The sequence below is a fragment of the Pseudomonas sp. FP1154 genome (genome assembly GCF_030687245.1).
GTDB classification, from domain to species: domain Bacteria; phylum Pseudomonadota; class Gammaproteobacteria; order Pseudomonadales; family Pseudomonadaceae; genus Aquipseudomonas; species Aquipseudomonas rhizophila.
Genome location: NZ_CP117465.1, coordinates 4,684,686 through 4,706,139, shown reverse-complemented (window position 1 = coordinate 4,706,139; position 21,454 = coordinate 4,684,686). Strand labels below are relative to the sequence as shown.

Below are 21,454 nucleotides of genomic sequence, written 5' to 3'. Positions count from 1 at the left end.
ACGGCTTGGGCTCTCAAGCGCCAAATCACGTTAAGCAAACGCTCGGCCTGACGGCTTCGTCGGGCCGCTTCGGGCCGTTATCGAATTCGAGGACTCGTCCATGGCTGACTCCCGCCCCGCTTTACAGCTGCTAAATCAGGTGTTCAGTGACCAACAACTCACCCACTACGCAACGCTGCACACGTACCTCGAAGAGGGCGGTTCGATCTTTACGTTGGTGGAAAAGGGCGTGCAGGGATTGGTGAGGGACTTTGGCGTGAGCGCCGATGACGCTCGTCAGCTGTTACGGCGCCTCAACAGCATGGCCATTTACCTGCGGCGTCAGTTCATCGAGCACACCCTGTACGGTTCGGCAAAAGAGCAGCGGCGGGCAAGCAGTGGTTTACTGTCGATGGTTCAAGGCCCCAGTTTCGAGCTCTTGTTCAATCCTCAGTTCGACAGCTTGTGCCCACCCCAGGCCCTGGAGTCTTTCGCATCACCCGTGGCGTATTTGATTGAGTTGATGCGGTGGATCGAGCAACGCATCGAAGCGGTTTCAAGCGACGCAAGCAAGTTGCCGTTGCATGACCGGCGCAAAGACCTGAAGCCGCTGAGCATCGATTTCAACGCAGTGCATCAATCGGTGTCGTCGGTGGACATCATCGTCCCGGTGCTGGAAAAGTTTATCGGTCTGCTTCCGGAGGAACTGGAACAGGCCATGATCGAGGCGCGTTATCCCAACGGGCTGCCGTACTTCCAGCATTGGGTCACGGTGGACACCGTTGCCCGCCACCATGGCCTGTCGGTGGGCAGTTTTGCCCAAAGCGTGAGCCCGTCCTTTCCGTATTTTTTCCAGACCCAGGCCTGGTACAGCGATGTGGGCCCGGCCCTGGCCCATGCGTCGCGGCTGGGACCTTATCAGCGGCGGTTGCTCACCGAACCGCCCGTTGCCAGCGCGAACCGCACAGCTTTTTATTTGGAGAACTTCGGGGCTGGGGAGGGGGCGTGGGACGACCTTGATCAGGTGCCTTTCTTCGGTGAGCGAACCAAGCTCGACACCCTGGGGCTTGAGGCGTTGTTGTCAGTACGGGGCTTTGCGCCTGCGCGTTCGGCCAATGTGACCTACCCGTCGCAAACGGTGCCTGAAGAACCGGAAAGCGGGCGCTCCGGTTCGGTTTATCTCAATGCCAATACCCACCCCGCTGTCCATATTACCGGTAGCGAAGAGGGCGATTCGTTTAGTCATGAACTCTCCGTGAGCCCAGGCGACGCCGTGGGGCTTGCGCGTTTCGACCGGATGAATCGCAAGTTGCGCCTGGATCAATGGCTGGCACTGCCCAGCGAACAGGTGGATGCGCTGCTGGTGGCGGCCATCAAGGCTGAAGTGCGCGGTGGTGCGCCGGCAGATAACTGGTGGATCACCGAACAGGTCGTGCATGCCCTCGGGCTGTTTCAGTCCTTGCGCGAGCGCTGTGAATGCCCGGTGAACGACTTTGCCGTGTTTATCGACGAGTTGTCGATTTACGGTCGCGGTGAAGCACTGTCCCAATTCGATCAGCTCTTCAATGGCCAGGGCGATTACCGTGACCCCTTGAAGCTCGACGGCGGAACGTTTCCGATCGTGCCGGCACCTGAGGTGCCCGACCTGACCGTCAGCCAATTGTGCAGCGCGTTGGGCATCGACCTGCAGACCTACAACTACCTGGCCCTGGCGATTGCCAATGCCCATGGCATCGACGGCGACAGTCTGCCGCGTAACCTGGCGATCGTGTCCAGTTTCTACCGCATGGTGAAGCTGCCCCGGCTGTTGGGCATTACCCCGGTCGAAGGCGTGTTGTTGCTGACGGTGTTGGGTGGGGAGCTTTGGCTCGACGGTTTGGCGGGTGTGCCCCGGATCAACTCCACCACAAGCGATAGCCCGGATGTGCTGAACCTCATCCAGGCCATGCAATTGTGTGTGGACTGGTGTGCCGATCACGACCTGCCGGTGCTTTGGATGGTGCAGCAGGTCTCGCCGCCTTCTGCGCTGGACGCTTCCCGGGACGCTGAGGGTCGGCTTTTTGAGCAGTTGCTCAACCTGTTGCCCGGCGCAATGCTCACCCACTCGGCGATCCTGATGGGCGGTGTGCCGGCGATGGCGGGCGCCAGTTGGCTGGAGCTGCTGGGGATGCAAACGACATTGGTCGAGTCCGATGGGCTGGTGATGTCGCGCACGGGAACCGAGGCTCAATACCTGGACTTTGCGCGAAGAGAGCTTGATTACGCCGTGACCATCGGCCTCGGTGAACAATATGAACTGGAGCGCCCCGCTATCGTCGAGAGGCTGCTCGCGGTGGTGTTGGAGGCCAGGGACGCCCAGGTCTCGGTGGTCAAGGAATGCCTGGCTGTTTACACGGGTATCGGTTCCGAGCAAGCGCTCGAGGTGCTGGTGTGGGCCAATTCAACGGTGAGCCGGTTGCTGCGTCTGGTGCTCGAACGTGACCTTTCGCATCTTGAAGGCTCGGTGAAGCGACGCAACGCCTTGGCTGACCCATTGCTTGCGCTGCTGGCCGATGTGCGCCGTCGCAGTGCGGTGGTGGCGAAACTTGAGCTGAGCGCAGAGGTGTTGCGCGACTATCTGGATTACGGCCATAAAGCCTGGCTGGACCAGGACGACAAGCACGCGTTCACGGTGCGCACGCTTTATTACCTGACCACCCTCAACCGTGCGTTCGAGCTGAGCGACCAGCCGGCGCAGACGCTGCTCGACTACCTGCGCGAGGTCAATGCGCTGCCTTCTCCGATAGGGGGGCATGCACTGCGTCTGGCCGAACAAGCGGCGTCCATCCGGCTGGCCGGGTTTTTTGACTGGAGCGTGCAGGAGGTGCGCGAGTGCGTCAGCCGCTTCCAATCTGCGCAAAAAATCCTGAAAAACCTGCCCCAGCTGGATCTGTTGATGCGGGTCCGGGTGCTGGCGGCGCGCACCGGCATGGATGCCTTGACGATTTTCCTGATGGGCGGGCTGCCAGAAGAGATCAACAAACCCGCCTACAAGGCCGCCGCCGAACATGCCTTGCTGAGCCTGTCCGAATCCGATAGGCCGTTGGTGACCTTCACCGGGGATCTGAAGCAGCTCGTTACTGTGACGTGCAATCCGGACAAGTCCACGGTGGTGGCTGGGACTGATGAAACAATCACCTTCACCGTCACCCTTATGGACAGCGACGGGAACCCGTTGAGCGGCGTCAACGTTTACTGGAGCGCTGAACTGGGGACCGTTGAAACCAAGGCTACGGAACCCGACGGCGTGGTTGAGGCCGTGTACAAACCGGGCAAGGTGACGGGGTGGGACACGCCGCAATTCTGGCTCGATCTGTTTGAGCGCGAGTATGCCCCGACCGTCGAGGTCACTATCGATGCTAAACACATAGCCATACCATCACGGTACATGTCACCGGTACCTCTGGAAGCGGTACCTGCCGGTCAGGAAGTCGAACTCTACGCCACCATCAAGGACGTCCATGGAAACATTGCGAAAAACCATCTGACGCGCTGGTTAAGCAGGGACTTGGACGACGGGGGAGGCACGGTGGTTTATCGACCGGATCAGAGCTACACCAACCAGGAGGGCGTGGCCCGAACATTTGTTTCCAGCCCTACTGGCGGAAAGTTCCAGATCAGCGTTGCCCCTGAAGGTAGCGTGTTAGCTAATTTCCCGCCCATCATCTTTGAACGCGAGGAGCAAGTACCATGACTCTGAACACGTTGAGTGACTTGCTCGAAAAACGCCGGACCGCCCTGATCGAATACAGCCTCGGGCACGTTGAAAAAAGTGGTCAGAATCCTCCGTACAACTTCCTGCGGACCCCGGCGGACCTGTTCGAACTGCTGCGCCTGGATCCCCTGGACAGTTACCCGGTGCAAAGCTCCTGGGTCGCCGAAGCGACCAGTTGCGCCCAGCAGTTCATCCACGCCGCCTACCGCAAACTGGAACCCGGCTATGCCGACAACGAGTTCGACAAGCGGGACCTGGCCACCTGGGAGCTCTACAACAACTACCCGGATTGGTCGGCGCTGCAAATGATCGCGCTTTACCCGGAAAACTTCATCAACCCCTTCGTGCGGCAGCGCAAGACCAGCCTGTTCAAGACCCTTGAAAACAACCTCAACCAGGCACACTTGAACAGTGATTCGGTGCAGGTTGCCTTGCAGGAGTACCTGCAAACGTTCGAGCAAACCTGCAACCTGGACGTGCTCAGCAGCTACATGGACAGCGTCTCGCCGGCCCGGGCCGACTACTACTTTGTCGGTCGCCAGCGGGTGCCGCCTTACCAATACTTCTGGCGCAAGGCCGAGGTCGAGCTCTCTCCCACTTGCCCGGCCATCAACCCGGCGGCCTGGAGTGAATGGCTGCCGGTGGACACGCCCACGGGCGTGACGATACTGGATATCCGCCCGGTGTTCTGGAGCGGACGGCTGTGCCTGGTGTGGGCCGAATGGCAGTACAAGGTCGAAAGCGTGGACGAGGACGACGTAAGCCTGCCGCACCGGCTGGACATCAAAGTGGCGTTCATGGCCCAGAATGGCCGATGGTCGGCACCGCTGAGCCTGCACAGCAGCGTGCATGACGACGACCTTTCCCAAGGCGCCCGGTTGATTGCGACGGTGTGGGCCGACCCCTACAACCCCAAGGGCAAGCTGGGCGTTTTTTTGACCAACGCTGAGGACTCCCTCAAGGTGTTTGCGGTGCGTGACGTGTTGTTCCGCCCCGTGGCCTGGGACGATGGCGGCTGGCTGGAACACGCGGCGCTCAAGCGATTTGTCACGGCTGAGACGGTACAACATCCGCTGATGAATCAGCCGACCATGGTCACCTCCGTGGAGAGGACGGGCAGTTTGACACCGTACCTGAGCCTGCAGGCGGTGGTATTTCGCGACGCCAGCACCGACATGGACAAGCTGTTTGTGCAGGGCTATTGCAGGCCAACGGGTTTGACCGGAGAGGCCACCTTTGACCTGACGTTGCAAAATTCGGCCGACGACCCTCCACCCATTTCGGGAAGTTTTCCCTTGGCCGGTGGCTGGAGTACCGAATGGCAGGAGTTTCAGCGTGAGAGTGGCTCATGGCCGGAGCCAACAACGTTTTCGTTCGGGCATACCGCAACCACGGGTGGATATGGCCGAAATAAATTCGAACTGACCATCATCAACGTCACGAAGTTTGCCCCTGTCTCACTGCTCAAGAACAGCCTCGATGCAGCGCAGTTTCTCTCCCTCAACCAACCCGAGCTGACCCTTAAGTACGCCCGCCTGAATTCGCTGTTCGGCCCCGAGCTGGTGCAGCGCTCGAATATCTCCGTCGAGGCGGTGCTGGATTGGGACACGCAGTTTCTGCCGGAGCCGCCCCCGGAAAGCCAAACGATCAGCGAGCCGAACGGAGCCTTCGACGGCGCTAACGGTCTGTTTTTCTGGGAGCTGTTTTTCCACCTGCCGCATCTGGTGGCCACACGTTTGCGCACCGAGGACCGCTTCCTGGAAGCGCAGAAATGGTTGCATTACCTGTTCGACCCGCAAGCGCCGGCCGACCCGGCCAACGACCCTCAGTACCCGAATCCCAAACCGAAGTATTGGCGCTGCCGCCCTTTGAATAGCAACGGCAACCTGGGCTGTGAAACCCAGGCGCCCACCGACCCTGACGCCATCGGCTATTCGGCGCCCCGGCACTTTCAGATTCTGGTGTTCTCGGAGTACGTCAAGAACTTGCTGGCCTGGGGCGACTGGTATTACCGCCAGCTCACCCGTGACAGCCTGGTGGCGGCCAAGCTGTGTTACGTGCAGGCCGAATTTCTGATGGGCAAGGCACCGGCGGTGCGCACGGTCAACCGCTGGGAAACCGACACGGTAGACAGCTTGATGAACAAAAGCAGGTCGCGACCGGCACTTGAGCAGTTCGAGCAAAGCCTGGCGTTCAGCCTCGCGGATTTCCCCGCGGCCGCCGAAGCGCCGCCGCTGCTGGGGCTGTTGGCCAACGAGCCTTTCAAGGCTCCGATCAATGAGCAGTTGCTCGCGCTGTACGACTTGCCCGGCCAGCGCCTGCATAACCTGCGCAACAACCTCACCCTGGACGGCAAGCCACTGGACACACCGCTATTCAGCCCACCCACCGATCCCAACGCGTTGTTGCGTGACCTGGCGGCCGGTGGTGTCGGTGCGCCAAGGCCCATGGGCGGTCGGTTGGTGGTGGGGGCTTTCCGCTGGCGCACGACGTTCGAGGTGGCATTGCGCGCCGTGCAGGCGCTCCAGGATCACGGCGCCCAGGTGCTGCGTCTGCTTGAACAACGGGACCAGGCCGAGCAGCAGGAACTGCAACAGAACCATCTGGTGGAACTGGGCAGCTACGCCCAGACGGTGCAGGAACAGAACATCACTCAGCTCCAGGCGAGCAGGACTGCGCTGCAGCAAAGCCGGGCGGTGGCAGAGGAACGGGCAACCGCTTATGAGCATCTCTACAACGAAAACGTGTCGAAGGTCGAATACGAGGTCATGGAGAGCTTGCAGCTTTCCAAAATCCTGGCATTGACCTCGGCAAGCATCAAACCCGCGGGCGCCGTGATTGCCTCGATGCCCAATATTTTTGGTTTGGCCGCCGGTGGGCATCGTCTCGAGAAAATAGCCGACGCGGTTTGTTTCGGTCTGGATGTTGCTTCGTCGGTGTTGCAAATGGACGCGGACAAACAGGCCACCACCGAAAGTTACCGGCGTCGCCGTGAAGAATGGCTACTGCAACGTAATCAGGCGCAGGCGGAGGTGCGTGCGCTCGATGCGCAAATCACCGCTCAGACCCACGCGGTGAGCGCCGCTCAAACCACGCTGGATCAAACCCTGCTGGCCAACAACCAGGCCTTGACGGTGTACAACTTCATCAAAAAGCGCGCGTCCAATGCCGAGCTGTATGGCTGGCTGCTGGGTCAGTTCAAGGCGTTGCATTACCAGGCCTACGATGCCGTCGTCAGTCTGTGCCTCAGCGCCCAGGCCTCGCTGAGTGCCGAAACCGGTGACTATGATTCGCAGATCCCCTTGCCCCAGGTCTGGCTGGACAACCGCCACGGTCTGACGGCAGGCGAACACCTGCGCGGGCATTTGATGCGCATGGAGCGCGAGTACCTGCAACGCTTTGAACGGCGGTTGGAGCTGGTCAAGACCATTTCCTTGCGCCAGTTGTTCGATGATGCGAGCGACCCGCAGGCCCCCAACAGCAGTTGGGCGAGCGCCCTGGATCAGTTGCGCACCAAGGGAACGCTGGAGTTCAAACTCTCTCAATTGCTGTTCGACCGCGACCACCCGGGGCATTACTGCCGGCAAATCAGCTCGGTCGAGGTCGACCTGCCTGTGCTGATCGGGCCCTATGAACATGTACGTGCCACCTTGCTTCAGATCAGCAGCATGACGGCTACCAAGGCATCCCTTCCAGCGGTGAAGTACTTGCATGATCCCGTGGGTAACGTGGCGCCTTCCGATGTGCAGATCAACCTGCGCAGCGGTCAGCAGATCGCCTTGTCGATGGGGCTTGGCGACCACGGCATGGTGGCGATGAAACCCGATGACAGCATGCTCAACCCCTTCGAAAACACCGGGGTGGTTTCACGCTGGCTGTTGAGTTTTCCAAGGGCGGTCCATGAGCCGCAGAAGAGCACGCTGCTGTCGTTGACGGACATCATCGTGCGCATCCGTTACATGGCCAGGGCCGGCGAGCCACCGTTCGTGCGAGCCGTCGAAGATCAGATCAGCCTGACTCCCCCCTACTCAACCGCCGAAGGAGCAGCTCGCCATGAATAAGCCGATTATCCTGGCCAATGAAAATCTGGTGCTCAATGGCGACTTCGAAAACTGGATCGAGCACTGGACACGGGGACCGATTCCGGGCGACCTGGGCACTGGGAAGGAGTGGTATGAGGGGGAGGAGGAGTTCGTTAGTTTTCTGACCATCGGCGATGAGGCTTCGGTCAGTCAGGCGCTGACGGCGCCCAAGGATCCAGGCGCTCCAGCGCGCTACGTCCTCACCTTTCTGTGCGAGACGAGGCATACCGAACCGGGCAGGCTGGTCATTAGCAGCGATAAACATCCGCAGGAGCAGGAAATCCTGTTGCCGCGAGGAGCAGCCCAGGATGTGGAGGAGGATCAGGCACGGCTGAGGGACGGTCAGCCGCTGGATTACAGACCTATTGCCTACAACGTACCCTTGGACCTGCCGTTCAACGCTCAAGACACCCTCACGCTGAATATTCAAAGCCCGCGAAACGCCCCCGAGGACGACATCGGGGCCATCCGCATTACGCGCATCAACCTCCAGGTGTACCTTGAGCCAGTGCTGATGCAAGCGTTCAAGCTTGACGAGCAGACACTGCCGGCAACCGGGCCTTTGTACGTGTGCCTGGGGGCCTCGGGTGACTTGGCTCATCAGCTTGAATTCAGGCCCGATCCGGACAATGCATGGGCCGGCACCCAAGCCGCGTTGACCAGCGATGACAACCCCCAGGGTGCGGTGCTCGCGACCCCGGCGTGGGGTGTGGATCACCCGTTGGATTCGGCCTGGGCCCTGGACTGCCCGGCGATCGGTGAAGACGGTCCCTATCTGTTTTCGATGGACCTGGTTAACCAGTACGCCGCCGATGCTTATCCGGTGCAGGTGTCCCTGGGGCATCATCGGCTGGCCTTTCGTGGCGTGCTCGAGGCGGCGTATTACCCGGTGCTTGAATACGACCAAAGTGTGCGTTTGGGGGTGCAGGTCACTTCCTATTACACCGGGCAACCCTTGAGCGACCGCACCGTGAACTGGACCTCCACGACCGGGCAGGTCACCGGCGTTGCCGTCAGCCGAACTGACGGCTGGGCCTACTTCGATTTTCAACCGACGCAGGCCGGTGATGTCGAGATCCAGGCGTCGGTCGAGAGCCTGTACTACGCCTCTGGCACGCTGACTCAAACCCTGACGGTGCGGGTGCTGGCCACGGATCCGTGGAAGGATGTGCTGACGGTGGTCGAGGGGGTTGAGTCGCGTTGGGAGGAAAAAACCGGTTACCCCAACCGCGGCTCGGAGTATCCCCTCGACGTGAAACTGCCCGCCGCCAGCCCCTTGCAGGGGACGCAGCTGTCGTTGCATTGGAGTGGTGATTCCCACGAGCAACTGGGGGTGGCCGTCAGCCCGGCCCTTGAAGCTCCGGTGCCGGTCACCGGCGCCGAACTGGCCTGGACCTTGACCAGCGAAGATCGGTCTGACGGTCGGTTCGACCTGCAACTGACCTGTTCGAAACTGTTGCTGCCTTCACCGAAAAAAAACATGTCGCTGGCGCGCAATCTGGTTCGGGTGGGTGAAGTCCGAGAGGCCAACAAGTTTCCCGTGGTGGACGAAAACGAAAGCGTGCTGTTGCGGGTGCAGGTGGTGCACTTCGTGGCCAGCGGCGACGGCGATCCGGTCATCAATGCCCAGGTCGAATGGAAAACCGGGGGCGAGACGCTATCCACCGTTACCACCGGCATCGGCGGTTGGGCCAGTGTGTTGTACACGCCGCAGAGTGCGGGGGACAAAGTGGTCATCGCCAGTATCAAGGCCCATGGCGAGGCCGTGTCGGTGGAGCGCCCGTTTGAGGTGAAGGCGATTGCCACCAGCCCCTGGAAAAACGAGGTCAGTATTCTGCTCGATGGCGAGGTGGTCGAGCGCAATGCACTCGGTGTGCTCTGCCGGCGCGGGCAGACGCACACACTCAAAGTGCTGCCCAATTCCGGCAGCTCGTGGATCGGTAAGAACATCAGTCTGCATTGGCGCGGGACGGCGCCGGATATCGGGCTGGTGCCCAGTGACCTTGGAACGCCCAAGCAGTTGGTGGCAGCCGGTGCGCAATGGACGCTCGCCTCACAGGTCAATAGCAGCACCAGCAGCCTGTTTGAGCTGGAGTTGCGCCTGGAGAGCGTTTCAGTCGTCCGCGAGCTGACGGGGCGATTGATGTCCGAGAATCTGACGGAAGAAGTCAGCCTGAGACTCGACCAGATAACCGCCGCACTGGATGCCCAGGCGCTTTATCCGTGTCTGGGCGCGCTTCATCGTTTTAGCGTTTTACCCAATGCGCTGAGCCCGCTGGTGGGGTTGGAATCAACGCTGGCGTGGTCGGGGACACCCGCCGAGGAACTGGGTGCAACGATTCGCCCTGCGTTGAATCTTGCGCAACCGATCAACGACGGCGGCGCGATCTGGACGCTGGACTTTACCGCCAGTGAACAACCGGGCGAGTTTGCCCTGGCGTGGGCAGTGCCTGCGCTGGACTTCGTCGCCACGGCCAAGCCGATGACGCTGGCGCATAACAAAGTCAGGATCCAGGGCTGGCGCGAATCGCCGGTCGACCCAGTGGTCGGGCAGGATCCTGCGTGGCTGTGGGTCCAAGTGGTTTCCCACTTCACCGGACGTGCCGTGGATCAGGTGCCGGTGACCTGGACAGCGGGCAGTTCAAGCGCGCAACCCACCGACGCCGATGGCTGGTCCGGTTTTGCCGTGGCACCGGCCGCCGCCGGCACCCAGGCAGTGAAGGCCTCGGTGAGCAGTCGTTACGACGGCTACGAAGAGGAACGGCCCTTTGAAGTCACGGCGCTGGCAAGTGATCCGTGGGCGGGGCTGAGGGTCCGGTTTGATGGCGCGCCCGCGCGACCCTGGGGTGAAAAAACCTACTTTCCGCGCCGCAAGGGCGAACATGTTTTTGAGCTGATGGCCTCCGAGAACAGCCCTTTGTTCGAGCGTGAGCTAACGCTTGGCATGACCGGAACCGGGCCCACCGAACTGGGCATCAGCTTTTTACCTGACCCCTTGGGAATGCCTCGCGAGTTTCCCAGCGAGGGCTTGCGTTTCACGCTCAAGGCCGGCGATCTGAAGGACGGCAGCTTTGCCTTGCGCCTGGCGTCCCAGCGTCTGGCCAGCCTGTCCCCGGCGAACGCGATGTCGTTGGGCGAGGGCGAGCAAGTGCTGGAGATCCGCTGGGATAGCGGGGTTCAGCAAATACTGGAGTGGGAGCAGGAACTGGTCGAACAGGTCACCGTGATCTCCTCCATCAGTGGCAGGCCGATTGCCGGGGTGATCGTGACCTGGCGCGGTGATGACCTGGGGGAAGTGACCACCGTGACCGATTATTACGGGGTGGCGCGCGTGCGTTATGTGCCCACCACGCCTGGCGCGGCGCAGTTGACTGCGACGGTGGGGGAAGGGCCGTACGCGGCATCGGTGGCGCTGTCGTACTTCTTGCACCAGCCCCGGGAAATCCAGTCGCTCACCAGCGACCAAGCCAATGGTCATATCGGCGAGCTGGTTTCAGCGCTCGTGACCGTGGTGTCGGCCATGACCGGCGAGCCCTTGGAAGACGTCGAGGTGCGGTGGGAGTACCCCCACATCACGATTGCGCCGACCCGGACAAATGCCGATGGGCAAGCCCCGGTGCAATTCAGGCTGCCTGGCGTGCGGAAGGGGGTGCTATACGCCATTGTCACGGGGGGCTATGCGGGATGGGAGGTGGCAGGTCTGACCTTTGAACTGCTGCCCAATGACATGACCTGGCGTCAGGAATTCAACCCCTCCATCAATGGCCAACCCGTAAGGTGGCCTGACGTGGAACTGAATCTGGTCCCCGGAGAGGTTTGCACGCTGACGCTGGATTATGAATACAGCTGGTTGATCGGCGATCCGGATGCGCAAGTCCTTCTGGAATATAAGCCGGGCGAACAAGCACAGGGTTTGATATTCGATCCGCCGTTGGGGCAGTTGGTGGCGATGGAGGCGGGGAGTACTGCGTTGAGTTGGTCTATCTCCACCCAGGAAACCCAGATTGACCCGTTTGTACTGCAATTCGATATGCCGCTGATGAGCGGGATGCCGAAGTCCCCACCATTGCCGGGAGGGTCTGTCAGACCTGATTACGAAGTGGTGGAGCTGAGTGTTCCTCAGGTCGGTATTCTTTTTAACGAATCCACGAAGGCGCAGGTGTTGGTGCGTCACCGAATCGACAAAACTCCTCAGGCCGGCGTAGACGTGACGTGGGATTTCACGGGGCACCCAACCGTTGTTACCCAGACTGACGCTACCGGTGTGGCCTATTGCGATATTCAGGGCGAACACCACACCGAAACCGGCATTGCCAGGCTGACGGCTTCTGTTTGGAGTCGACCGGGTGATGCTGGAAGCACGTTTATCGAGGTGTGGTTGTTTGATGTAAGCAATGCGCTGCTTCGTGGAACTGAAGTGAGGATCGATGGCTTGCCTTATGTGTGGGCGATAACGTATCCCTACAGATTTGTCAAAAGCGAAGCGACCATCAGCGTGAAGTTTCGCGAGGAGGATGTAGGGCGTGATTGTGCGATCGCCTGTACGCACCCTGGCGTGGTATTCACGCCACCGGCCAATGAGTTGCGACCTGTTCCTGTTACATCCCAGCTTGAATGGAATATCAAGGTCGACCTGCCGCTGAATACCCGATTTGCTTTCTCCGTGTATTGCCTGGGTGTCACTGGCTCTGCCGGCGGTCATTTTCTCTTCGTACCCGGTTCAGTTGAAGGGCAGCGCTAGCGTGGGCTGGGAGGTAGCACCTATGAAAGTTGTATCAGTACCCAATGACATGACCTGGCTTCAGGAATTCAGGCCTTATGTCAACGGCCAGCCGGTAAGGTGGCCTGACGTCGAGGTGGCTTCAGTCATCGGAGAGGTGTGCACGCTGACGTTGGATTATGAATACAGCTGGTTGATCGGCGATCCGCACGCCCGGATTCTTCTGGAATATAAACCGGGTGAAGAGACGCAGGGTTTGGTTTTCGATCCGCCGTTGGGGCAATTGGTGGCGATGGAGGCGGGGACTACCTCCTTGAGCTGGTCTATTTCTACAGACGAGGCGCAAGGCGGCACTTTTGTATTGCAGTTTGGGATGCCTTTAATTGAGGAAATGCCGAAGTCGCCGCCAGTACCAGGGAGAGTAGTGGATGTCGCGCAAGAGCTGAACGTTAAATTCGACGAGTTTGCGCTCACTTTTGGAGAGGGGGCCGCCTACCCTTGCCATGGTGCAAGCCACACTTTTACCGTTTGGCCTGAACCTTCCAGCTCGCTTCTGAATAAGCAGGTAAAGCTGGTGTGGGATGGCGAATCCGCCGTGAGTCTCGGTGTGGTGGTCACGCCTGCATTGGAGCGTGCCCAGTTATTGACTCTCGAGGGTGCCAGCTGGGAATTGAATTGCCTCAACACTACCCGGGATGGGAGTTTTTCCTTGCGCATGGAAGTCGTGGAGTCGGGCGTGACGACGGGGTCACTCGCTATGTCGTTGGGGCATAACCTGGTCAGGGCTGAGCGTTGGACAACGGGACCATTCCCGTCTTTTGATCCATTACTGGATTATTATCTAAAGCATATTCGTGCCATCTCCAGGTTCACGAATGAACCCGCAGCGGGCGTTCGAACACTGCTTAACGGAGCGCCCTACAATCGCACCAACGCTCAGGGCGAGGTCAGTGCGACGCAATTGGAGGGTGATAGCATGTCCTTGTCGATCGTCAATCGCTATGACGCAAGCCATGCCTGATATGCACGCTGATGGCCTACAAATTCCCCGCCTTCTTCCACCCCAGATACAACGTCACCAGCTCGGCCCCCAACTCCCCGGGCCGGGCTTGCAGCACCGCCACCCCATGGGCACTCAAGCGCTCATGCAGTTCGGCCCGGGCGTTTAAATAATCCACTGTCCCGCAATAGGTCAGGGCTTCGGGCAGGGTTTGCACCGGTGTCTGGCGTAAGCGGTCGAGTGCCTCTTCCCGCAGGCTCGCCACCAGAACCCGATGCTGTTGGCCCAGGCGTTTGACGGCGGCCAGCAGCTCCTCATCGTCTTCATCGCGAAGGTTGGTCACCAGCACCACCAGGGCTCGGCGCTTTTGCCGGGTCAGCAGTTGGGTGACGGCGGCCTGGTAGTCGGCCGGGCGTTGGCTGCTGTCCAGGTCGTACACGGTGTTGAGCAACACGTTGAGTTGACCGGTGCCTTTGACCGGTGCGAGGTAGCGTGGCTGTTCGCTGGCGAAGGTGCTCAGGCCCACGGCGTCACCCTGGCGCAGCGCGGTGTAGCTGAGCAGCAGGCAGGCGTTGAGAGCGTGGTCGAAGTGCGCCAGCTCGCCGTCCTGGCTGCGCATGCGCCGGCCACAATCGAGCATGAAGATGATCTGCTGGTCGCGCTCGTCTTCGTACTCCCGGGCAATCGGTGTGCGATGGCGGGCAGTGGCCTTCCAGTCGATCTGGCGCAGGCTGTCGCCTTCGCGAAATTCGCGCAGTTGATGAAACTCCTGCCCCTGGCCGCGCCGTTGGCGCTGGCGGATACCCAATTGGCTGAGCCAGTTGTCCACCGCCAGCAGTTGACCGTCGTAGAGCCTGGCGAAATCCGGGTAGACGCGGGTGTGGTCGAGGGCGTCCAGCAGACGTTTGCCGGCCCACAGGCCCAATGGGCTGGGCAGGCTGATTTCGCAGTGTTCAAAGCTGAAGTGACCGCGCTTGAGCGGGCGCAGGCGGTAGCCAACCTGGCTGTGTTGACCGGGTTGCAGCTCGACCGACAAGGGGAGGCTTTCGAAGTCCAGGCCGTCGGGGACGTGATCGAAGACCTGAACATTCAGCGGCTGCGCAAAGTCATGGCTGATCTGTAGTCGCACTTCGCTCCAGCGACCCAGTGCCAGGCTGCCGGGCATCTGCCGTTGCACCCGGGGCGAGGGCAAGCGCTTGAGGCGTACGGCATCAAGTATTGCCAGGGCCAAAAGGGCCAGCAGCAACCCCCAGTGGATCGACAGCAACATCGATGGAACCGCAACGCCCAGCGCCCGCAACGCGCCCAGCACGATGCCGAGGGCCAGCAGAATGGCGAGCCAGGTCAGCAGTAGGCGCGCGGGTTTCATGGGGGCGTTCCCTTGGAGAAGGTATTTGCTTTGGTAAAAGAGTTTGCCGCCAAGAGGTTTCCTGTGGCGAGGGAGCTTGCTCCCGCTGGACGCGTAGCGTCCCCTTGCGGTGTGCCAGGCAAAACCAGGGGGCTGCTTCGCAGCCCAGCGGGAGCAAGCTCCCTCGCCACAGAAAGCGGTCTTGCCTCAAGAAGTGCTCTTGGCACAGGCCGCCTCCTCACAACCGCGGCGCCGGCACTTGATCGAGCAGTTGCCCCAGCACCTGATCCACCGAAAGCCCTTCGATGTCCAGCTCCGGTGCCAGCCGCACCCGGTGGCGCAGCACGGCCAGGGCGCAGCCCTTGATGTCATCCGGCACCACGAACTCGCCGCCGCGCAACAATGCCCGGGCCCGGGCGCAGCGCACCAGGGCAATCGAGGCACGCGGCCCGGCGCCTAGGGTCAGGCCCGGCCAGCTGCGGGTGGTGCGGGCCAGGCGCACGGCGTAGTCGAGCACCTGATCGTCCATCGGCAGGTCACTGGCGATGCGTTGCAGCGCTTGCACGTCCTTGGCCTGCAACACCGTGCGCAACGGCTGTACATCGAGCATGTCGGCCCGGGTCGAACGGCTGACCTGACGGACCATGTTCAATTCCTGGTCGGCGTCGGGATAGTCCATGCGCACTTTGAGCATGAAACGGTCGAGCTCGGCTTCCGGCAGCGGGTAGGTGCCTTCCTGTTCGATCGGGTTCTGGGTGGCGAGCACCATGAACGGTTGGGCGATGGGCAAGGCGCGACCTTCGAGGGTGACCTGGCGTTCCTGCATGGCTTCGAGCAGCGCCGCCTGGGTCTTGGCCGGGGCGCGGTTGATTTCGTCGGCCAGCAGCAGGTTGGTAAACACCGGCCCCTTGCGCAGCTTGAACTGCTCGGTCTGCAAGTCGTACACCGCGTGCCCGGTGACGTCGCTGGGCATCAGGTCGGGGGTGAACTGGATGCGCGCGAATTCGCCGCCGAAACAGCGGGCCAGGGCGCGCACCAGCAGCGTCTTGCCCAATCCTGGAACCCCTTCGAGCAAGACGTGTCCGCCGGCGATCAGGGCCGTGAGCACATCGTCGATCACCGCGGCCTGGCCGACCACCGCCTTGTGCAGCTCGGTGCGAATAGCCTGGGCCAGTTGACTGGCGCGCTGGCGCTGTTGGGCGGCGTGGGTCTGGCCGCCGGCAGGTTCGTTCTCTTCAGTCATAAGGCATTCCTGAGGGTTTGCAGATGGGCGACCTGACGGCAGAACTCAGCGCTGGACATGCGCTGTTGCGGTCGGGGGCTTAAGGCCTGGCTGATGGCCCGCGTGGGTTGGCGGGTCAGGCGGGCGAGCACTTGCCACTGTTCGGCCACGGCCAGTTGTTCGAAACCGGGATGCAGATGGCGTGCCCGGCGCAGCACGTCCTGTTGCAAGCTGTGCAGCAGATGCTGACGGCCATTGTGTCGTAGATGAAAACCGGCGCTGGCCTGCACGTGTTCCTCCAACTGGCGCCGCGCCTTGGGAGCCGGTTGTTGCAGCGGGCCCTGACGCACCGCCGAACGCCAGAGCCAGAGGGCGATCAAGGCCAGCAGCGCCACCAAGGCCTGGGGGAAATAACGCAGCAACAGGGCCAGCAAGTTGTCATGGTCGATGTCATACAGCAGCGTCACGTGGGTGTCGGCGCTCAAATACCAGAGCAGCCAGGCGTTGTCGTATTGGTCGATATGGTCGTTCTTCCACAGCTCGGCGTCGGTGAGCACGGTGATCGAGCCCAGGCCATGGTTGAGCTGCATCATGTGGGTCGCCAACGCGCTGTTGGCCCAAGCCTGGGCTAGGTTTTGCGGGTCTTCGAGGTGGAAATCGGTGTCGAAGCCGACGTACGCGGGTGCTTCTTCGTCCTCCAGGTACAGCTTGGTCAGCTTGGGGTAGCGATCCTTGATGAGTTCGGGCTCCGGCGTCTTGAGGTCCTTGCTCAGGAATTGACGCAGGCGCACACGGTCCAGCAATAAGTCGCCGCTGCTGGCGGTACTGTTATCCCACAAGGCTTCGGCGACAAACAGCAATCGTCCACCGGCCTGGGCCCAGTTCATCAACTGATCGACTTCCCGTGGGGTCATGTGGGTGCGTTCACCCAACAACAGCAGGCTGCGCTGATCAGGCTCAAGGTTGGGCAGGACGTCCAGATTATTGGCGTGCTCGACGTTTATGCCCTGCCGGCGCAGGAAATGTTCGGCGGCCAGGTAGGGATTGGCCTGGGCCTCGGGGGAGGGGCCGTGATCGATGGTTTCCTGATAGGGCACTGCCTTCAGGAACAGATAGAGGGCCATGACGCAGAGCAGCGCGGCCACCCCGGCGCCGACCAACAGCCCTGCGCGGCGATTCATCGAGACGCCTCCGGCCCGAACAACCCGCGCCAGTCATCGCACAGTTGCTGTTGCAGGTGGGGCGGCGGCGGGCGATGGCCGTATGCAATGTTTTGCCAGTGCTGGGTCAGGTGTTGGCTGAACGTCAGCAGGCGTTCATGCTCAAGCTGTTCGATGCGTTGCAGCACCTGGCCTTCGGTGTCGGCCGGTTTCAAGGGAAGCGCAAAGTCATGATGCAACCGGCTGAGCAAGGCCCGATACAGCAGCCCCAGGGCCTGGCGAGGGGCAGCGGCCCATAGTTGTTCCACGCTGGTGGCCACGTCGTCCGGCAGGCTTTCTTCGCGAATATCCAGACCGAACATCTGCGCCGGCACCGCTCGTGCCACGGGTGGGCGTTTTGTCGGTCGCAGATTCACCAAGGCCCTGAGCTTTTCCCGGTAGCGCCAGGCCAGCCAGGCAATCGCCGCCACCAGGCAGGCCCACAGTACGATCTGGATCAGTGCGGCGGCGATGTCGAAGCGTTGGCCGCTGATCCATTTGAACCATGCCTTGAGCCAGCCCGGCGCTTCGTCGGTCTCGGCCGATTCGGCGGTTTCTTCACCCAGTCGATAGCGGGTGACCGTTTCCGGGTTTTTGAACGGCGGAGCCTGGAGGATCGCCTTGATGCTGTCCCTGGAGGCTTCGCTGGTAAGAGGTTGGTTGAGCAGCCGCGGGCTGTCGGGGCCGGTGTTGTCTTCGGCGGCCCAGGCCGGCGGTGCCAGCGGCAACAACAGCAGTGCCAGCAGCATCAGCGCGGGGGCAGTGCTGCTCAGGCGTTGGCGCAGGCGTCGGAACACCAGTTCAATGTCCCAGGCTTCGAGTATCGTGCGCCGGTTCAGGTAGAGGCTGAAACCGCAGGCGACATACACCGGCTCCCAGACGATCAGCAGCAGGGGATACAGCAGGTTGATCAGATGTTCGAGCCACAACCAGTCGTGCTCGGCGACGGCGATCAGCGTCTGCCAGTTCCATTGCAGTTCGACCTGCTGCGGCACGAGCAGGTAGAACAGGGCCATGAGGCCGAACCACAAGGCGATCTCCAGGTGGACGCCGATCACGGTCAGCCATTGCGCTGCGCCACGGTTGCGTTGCAGCAGCACCCGCAAGCGCTGTTCACGCGCCTCGTCGTCGAGTCCTTCGAGTTGCACCACGGGCATCAGGAAGCTGCGACTCAGGCTCAGCCGTCGCCAGGTCAGGCTTGCCAGCAACTGGGGCTTGAGCAGCGCGGGCCACTGACGCAAGGCCTGTTTCAGCGTCGGTGTTTCGCCGAACAGCGCCTTGGACAAAATGTACAGGGGCAAACGGTCAAAGGCCGGTTTCAACCACCAGAACAGGAACATCGCCAGAGAGGGCGAATCCCACAGCAGCAGGGACAACAGCGCAAACACCGGCAGCGTGATAACGGCCCAGCTGGTCATCAGCAAACGTCGATGCTGCTGGCTCATCAACACGCCCAGGTCCATGGCTTCCCAGGTGGTGCGCGGGCGGATGACCACGGTGGCATCACTCAGACGCATGGCGGGCCCGTCCGGCAAACACCAGATAACTGATCACCAGAAGCCACAACAAGGCGCCGACCGTGTATTTGGTCGCGGCTGTCACGGCGCTGGAGGACCAGTACGCTTCGATGAACGCGGCAATCAGCAGCAACAGCATCACGCCGCCGACCATCAGCACACTTTTGCCGGCGGCGATCCGCAAGGCCTCGCCTCGGGTGAGGCGCCCCGGTGCGATCAACGCCCAGCCCAGTTGCAGGCCGGCGGCGCCGGCCAACGTGATGGCAGTGAGTTCGAAGGCGCCGTGGCCGATGACGAACGACCAGAACGTCCCACCCGAGCCTATCTGGGTCAGGTGCCCGGCCACCGCACCAATGGTCAGGCCGTTGAAAAACAGGAAGAACGCGCTACCCAGGCCAAACATCAAGCCACTGGCGAATGTCTGAAAGGCGATGCCGATGTTGTGCATGATGTAGTAGCCGAACATGACCCAGTCCTGGCTGGCGGCCCGCTCGATCGAACGCCCCAGGTGCCCGCTGGCCGGGTCGTACATGCCACGTATCTGGCTGACTTCCTCGACGCTCAACAGGCTGTAGACCAGCTCGGGAAACAGATAGACCAGCAGCCCGATGCCGATCAGGCTACCCATGAACATCGCTCCGGCGGCCAGTACGAAACGCCATTGTTCCCGCACGAGTCGGGGGAAACCGGCCAGGATGAAAGTCGAAAGGCCGGTCGATGGCCGGCTGCGATCCCGATAGAGTTGCTGGTGACCGCGCAGCGCCAACTGCTGCAGCGTGTCGACCAGCAGGCTGCTGTAACCTCGTGCCTGGGCCAGCGCCAGATGCTGACAAAGCCTGCGGTAGGCAGGAGGAAAGTCTCTGCTTTGGGGCACGTTACGACTGCGCTCCAGTTGATCGAGTTGTCGGGACAGTCGGTCCCATTCGCCTTGGTGGCGGCTTTCGAACAGACTTTGTTTCATGTCGGCCCCAGCAGGCCACGGGCGATGCCATTGAGTTCGGCCACGGCTCTGGGGGCCTGGACGTTCAGTGGCGCGGCCAGGATGCTCGCCAGTTCGTTGACCCGCGCTTCGGACAGTTCAGCCTGGCGTTCAGCGAAACCCAGCACGGCGCGTTGCTCGTTCAGGCTCAGGGTAAAGGGCGGTCGTATCGACTGCGCCAGGGGCAGCGCGGGACGTTTGACCGGTTGCTCGCGATACACCACCAGGGTGCCGGCGGCCAGGTCTCCCAGGCGTTTGAAGGCAGGATGTTGCAGGCAACTGATTGCCCCGAAGGTGTAGCCGAAGGGTAGCATGTCGACAAAACGCAGCAGGTTGCGGATCAGTGAAGCGGACCAGCCGATAGGCCTGCCGTCGTCCTGCACCACTCGCAACCCCATGATCTGCTTGCCGGGGGAGCGCCCCTGGTTCAGCACCTCGAACAGCACCATGTACCACCAACTGACAACGAACAGCAGGATGGAGCCCAGGCCAATGCCCAGCTCACCAAAAAACGCCAGGATGATGAACACCAGCCCCAGGACCAGCCCGCGTATGCCCAGGTCGATGGCAAAGGCCAGCGCACGAGGCATCAACCCCGCCGGGCGCAGCGGCAGGTCGATGCCTTCGGGCGTTTCAACCTGATACCGCGTATCGAGTGGCGGGGGCAGCTTCGCGTTCCTTTGCAGTGCTGGTCTCTCGAGCATGGGCAACCTGAGTGATGGGCCGGTTCGAACGTTCAGTCTCGGTCCCGATGCTAGCAGTCTTCGTGCGGGCAAACGACATAACTATGTATGTCATTTCATGGCTTGCCACAGGATTCAGGACCCGAACACAAAAGCAGAACCCCTGTGGGAGCGAGCCTGCTCGCGATGACCACGGCACATTCAGCATTGCCGTTTCAGGCAGACCGCTATCGCGAGCAGGCTCGCTCCCACAGTTTTGATTGACGGTGTTCACGCATTTTGCACCCGCCACACATCCCTTGTGGGAGCGAGCCTGCTCGCGATGACCGCGGCACATTCAGCATTGCTGTTTCAGGCAGACCGCTATCGCGAGCAGGCTCGTTCCCACAGTTCTGATTGACGGTGTTCACGCATTTTGCACCCGCCACACATCCCTTGTGGGAGCGAGCCTGCTCGCGATGACCGCGGCACATTCAGCATTGCTGTTTCAGGCAGACCGCTATCGCGAGCAGGCTCGTTCCCACAGTTCTGATTGACGATGTTCACGTATTTTGCACCCGCCACACATCCCCTGTGGGAGCGAGCCTGCTCGCGATGACCGCGGCACATTCAGCATTGCCGTTTCAGGCAGACGCCGCGAGCAGGCTCGCCACAGTTCTGATTGACGATGTTCACGTATTTTGCACCCGCCACACATCCCCTGTGGGAGCGAGCCTGCTCGCGATGACCGCGGCACATTCAGCATTGCCGTTTCAGGCAGACCGCTATCGCGAGCAGGCTCGCTCCCACAGTTTTGATTGACGGTGTTCACGCATTTTGCACCCGCCACACATCCCTTGTGGGAGCGAGCCTGCTCGCGATGACCGCGGCACATTCAGCATTGCCGTTTCAGGCAGACCGCTATCGCGAGCAGGCTCGCTCCCACAGTTTTGATCGGGGTGTTCACTGATCCGGTGTCCGCCTCAGATCCC

Annotated in this window: 10 protein-coding genes; 4 read left to right on the top strand and 6 right to left on the bottom strand. The window is 61.3% G+C overall.

The window, feature by feature from the left end; all coding sequences use genetic code 11:
- Positions 1 to 100 precede the first annotated feature (100 nt).
- The 4 genes from PSH91_RS21160 to PSH91_RS21145 are packed head-to-tail and all read left to right on the top strand — an operon-like array spanning position 101 to position 13,556.
- Positions 101 to 3,712, top strand: coding sequence for a Tc toxin subunit A (locus tag PSH91_RS21160; RefSeq protein ID WP_305466674.1), 3,612 nt, complete (start codon positions 101 to 103; stop codon positions 3,710 to 3,712).
- Positions 3,709 to 7,794: a neuraminidase-like domain-containing protein gene (locus tag PSH91_RS21155; protein ID WP_305466673.1), complete on the top strand. Its 4,086-nt coding sequence runs from the start codon at positions 3,709 to 3,711 to the stop codon at positions 7,792 to 7,794. The genes PSH91_RS21160 and PSH91_RS21155 overlap by 4 nt, the downstream gene beginning before the upstream one ends.
- Positions 7,787 to 12,556, top strand: a complete 4,770-nt coding sequence (locus tag PSH91_RS21150; protein ID WP_305466672.1) for an Ig-like domain-containing protein — start codon at positions 7,787 to 7,789, stop codon at positions 12,554 to 12,556. Before PSH91_RS21155 ends, PSH91_RS21150 begins: the two co-directional genes overlap by 8 nt.
- Positions 12,557 to 12,578: 22 nt before the next feature.
- Positions 12,579 to 13,556: a hypothetical protein gene (locus tag PSH91_RS21145; RefSeq protein WP_305466670.1), complete on the top strand. Its 978-nt coding sequence runs from the start codon at positions 12,579 to 12,581 to the stop codon at positions 13,554 to 13,556.
- 16 nt (positions 13,557 to 13,572) lie between these two features.
- Here PSH91_RS21145 and PSH91_RS21140 read toward each other — a convergent pair whose 3' ends face one another.
- The 6 genes from PSH91_RS21140 to PSH91_RS21115 form a co-directional block, all read right to left on the bottom strand.
- Positions 13,573 to 14,904: a DUF58 domain-containing protein gene (locus tag PSH91_RS21140; RefSeq protein WP_047227101.1), complete on the bottom strand. Its 1,332-nt coding sequence runs from the start codon at positions 14,902 to 14,904 to the stop codon at positions 13,573 to 13,575.
- A gap of 217 nt (positions 14,905 to 15,121) precedes the next feature.
- The gene (locus tag PSH91_RS21135) at positions 15,122 to 16,126 is read right to left on the bottom strand and encodes a MoxR family ATPase (RefSeq protein WP_047227100.1); all 1,005 of its coding nucleotides are present in this window, start codon (positions 16,124 to 16,126) and stop codon (positions 15,122 to 15,124) included.
- Positions 16,123 to 17,286, bottom strand: a complete 1,164-nt coding sequence (locus PSH91_RS21130) for a DUF4350 domain-containing protein (RefSeq protein WP_305466669.1) — start codon at positions 17,284 to 17,286, stop codon at positions 16,123 to 16,125. Before PSH91_RS21130 ends, PSH91_RS21135 begins: the two co-directional genes overlap by 4 nt.
- Positions 17,283 to 18,821: a DUF4129 domain-containing protein gene (locus tag PSH91_RS21125; protein WP_305466667.1), complete on the bottom strand. Its 1,539-nt coding sequence runs from the start codon at positions 18,819 to 18,821 to the stop codon at positions 17,283 to 17,285. The genes PSH91_RS21130 and PSH91_RS21125 overlap by 4 nt, the downstream gene beginning before the upstream one ends.
- Positions 18,808 to 19,782, bottom strand: a complete 975-nt coding sequence (locus tag PSH91_RS21120) for a stage II sporulation protein M (protein WP_305466666.1) — start codon at positions 19,780 to 19,782, stop codon at positions 18,808 to 18,810. Before PSH91_RS21120 ends, PSH91_RS21125 begins: the two co-directional genes overlap by 14 nt.
- The gene (locus PSH91_RS21115) at positions 19,779 to 20,504 is read right to left on the bottom strand and encodes an RDD family protein (RefSeq protein ID WP_305466665.1); all 726 of its coding nucleotides are present in this window, start codon (positions 20,502 to 20,504) and stop codon (positions 19,779 to 19,781) included. Before PSH91_RS21115 ends, PSH91_RS21120 begins: the two co-directional genes overlap by 4 nt.
- Positions 20,505 to 21,454: the final 950 nt, after the last annotated feature.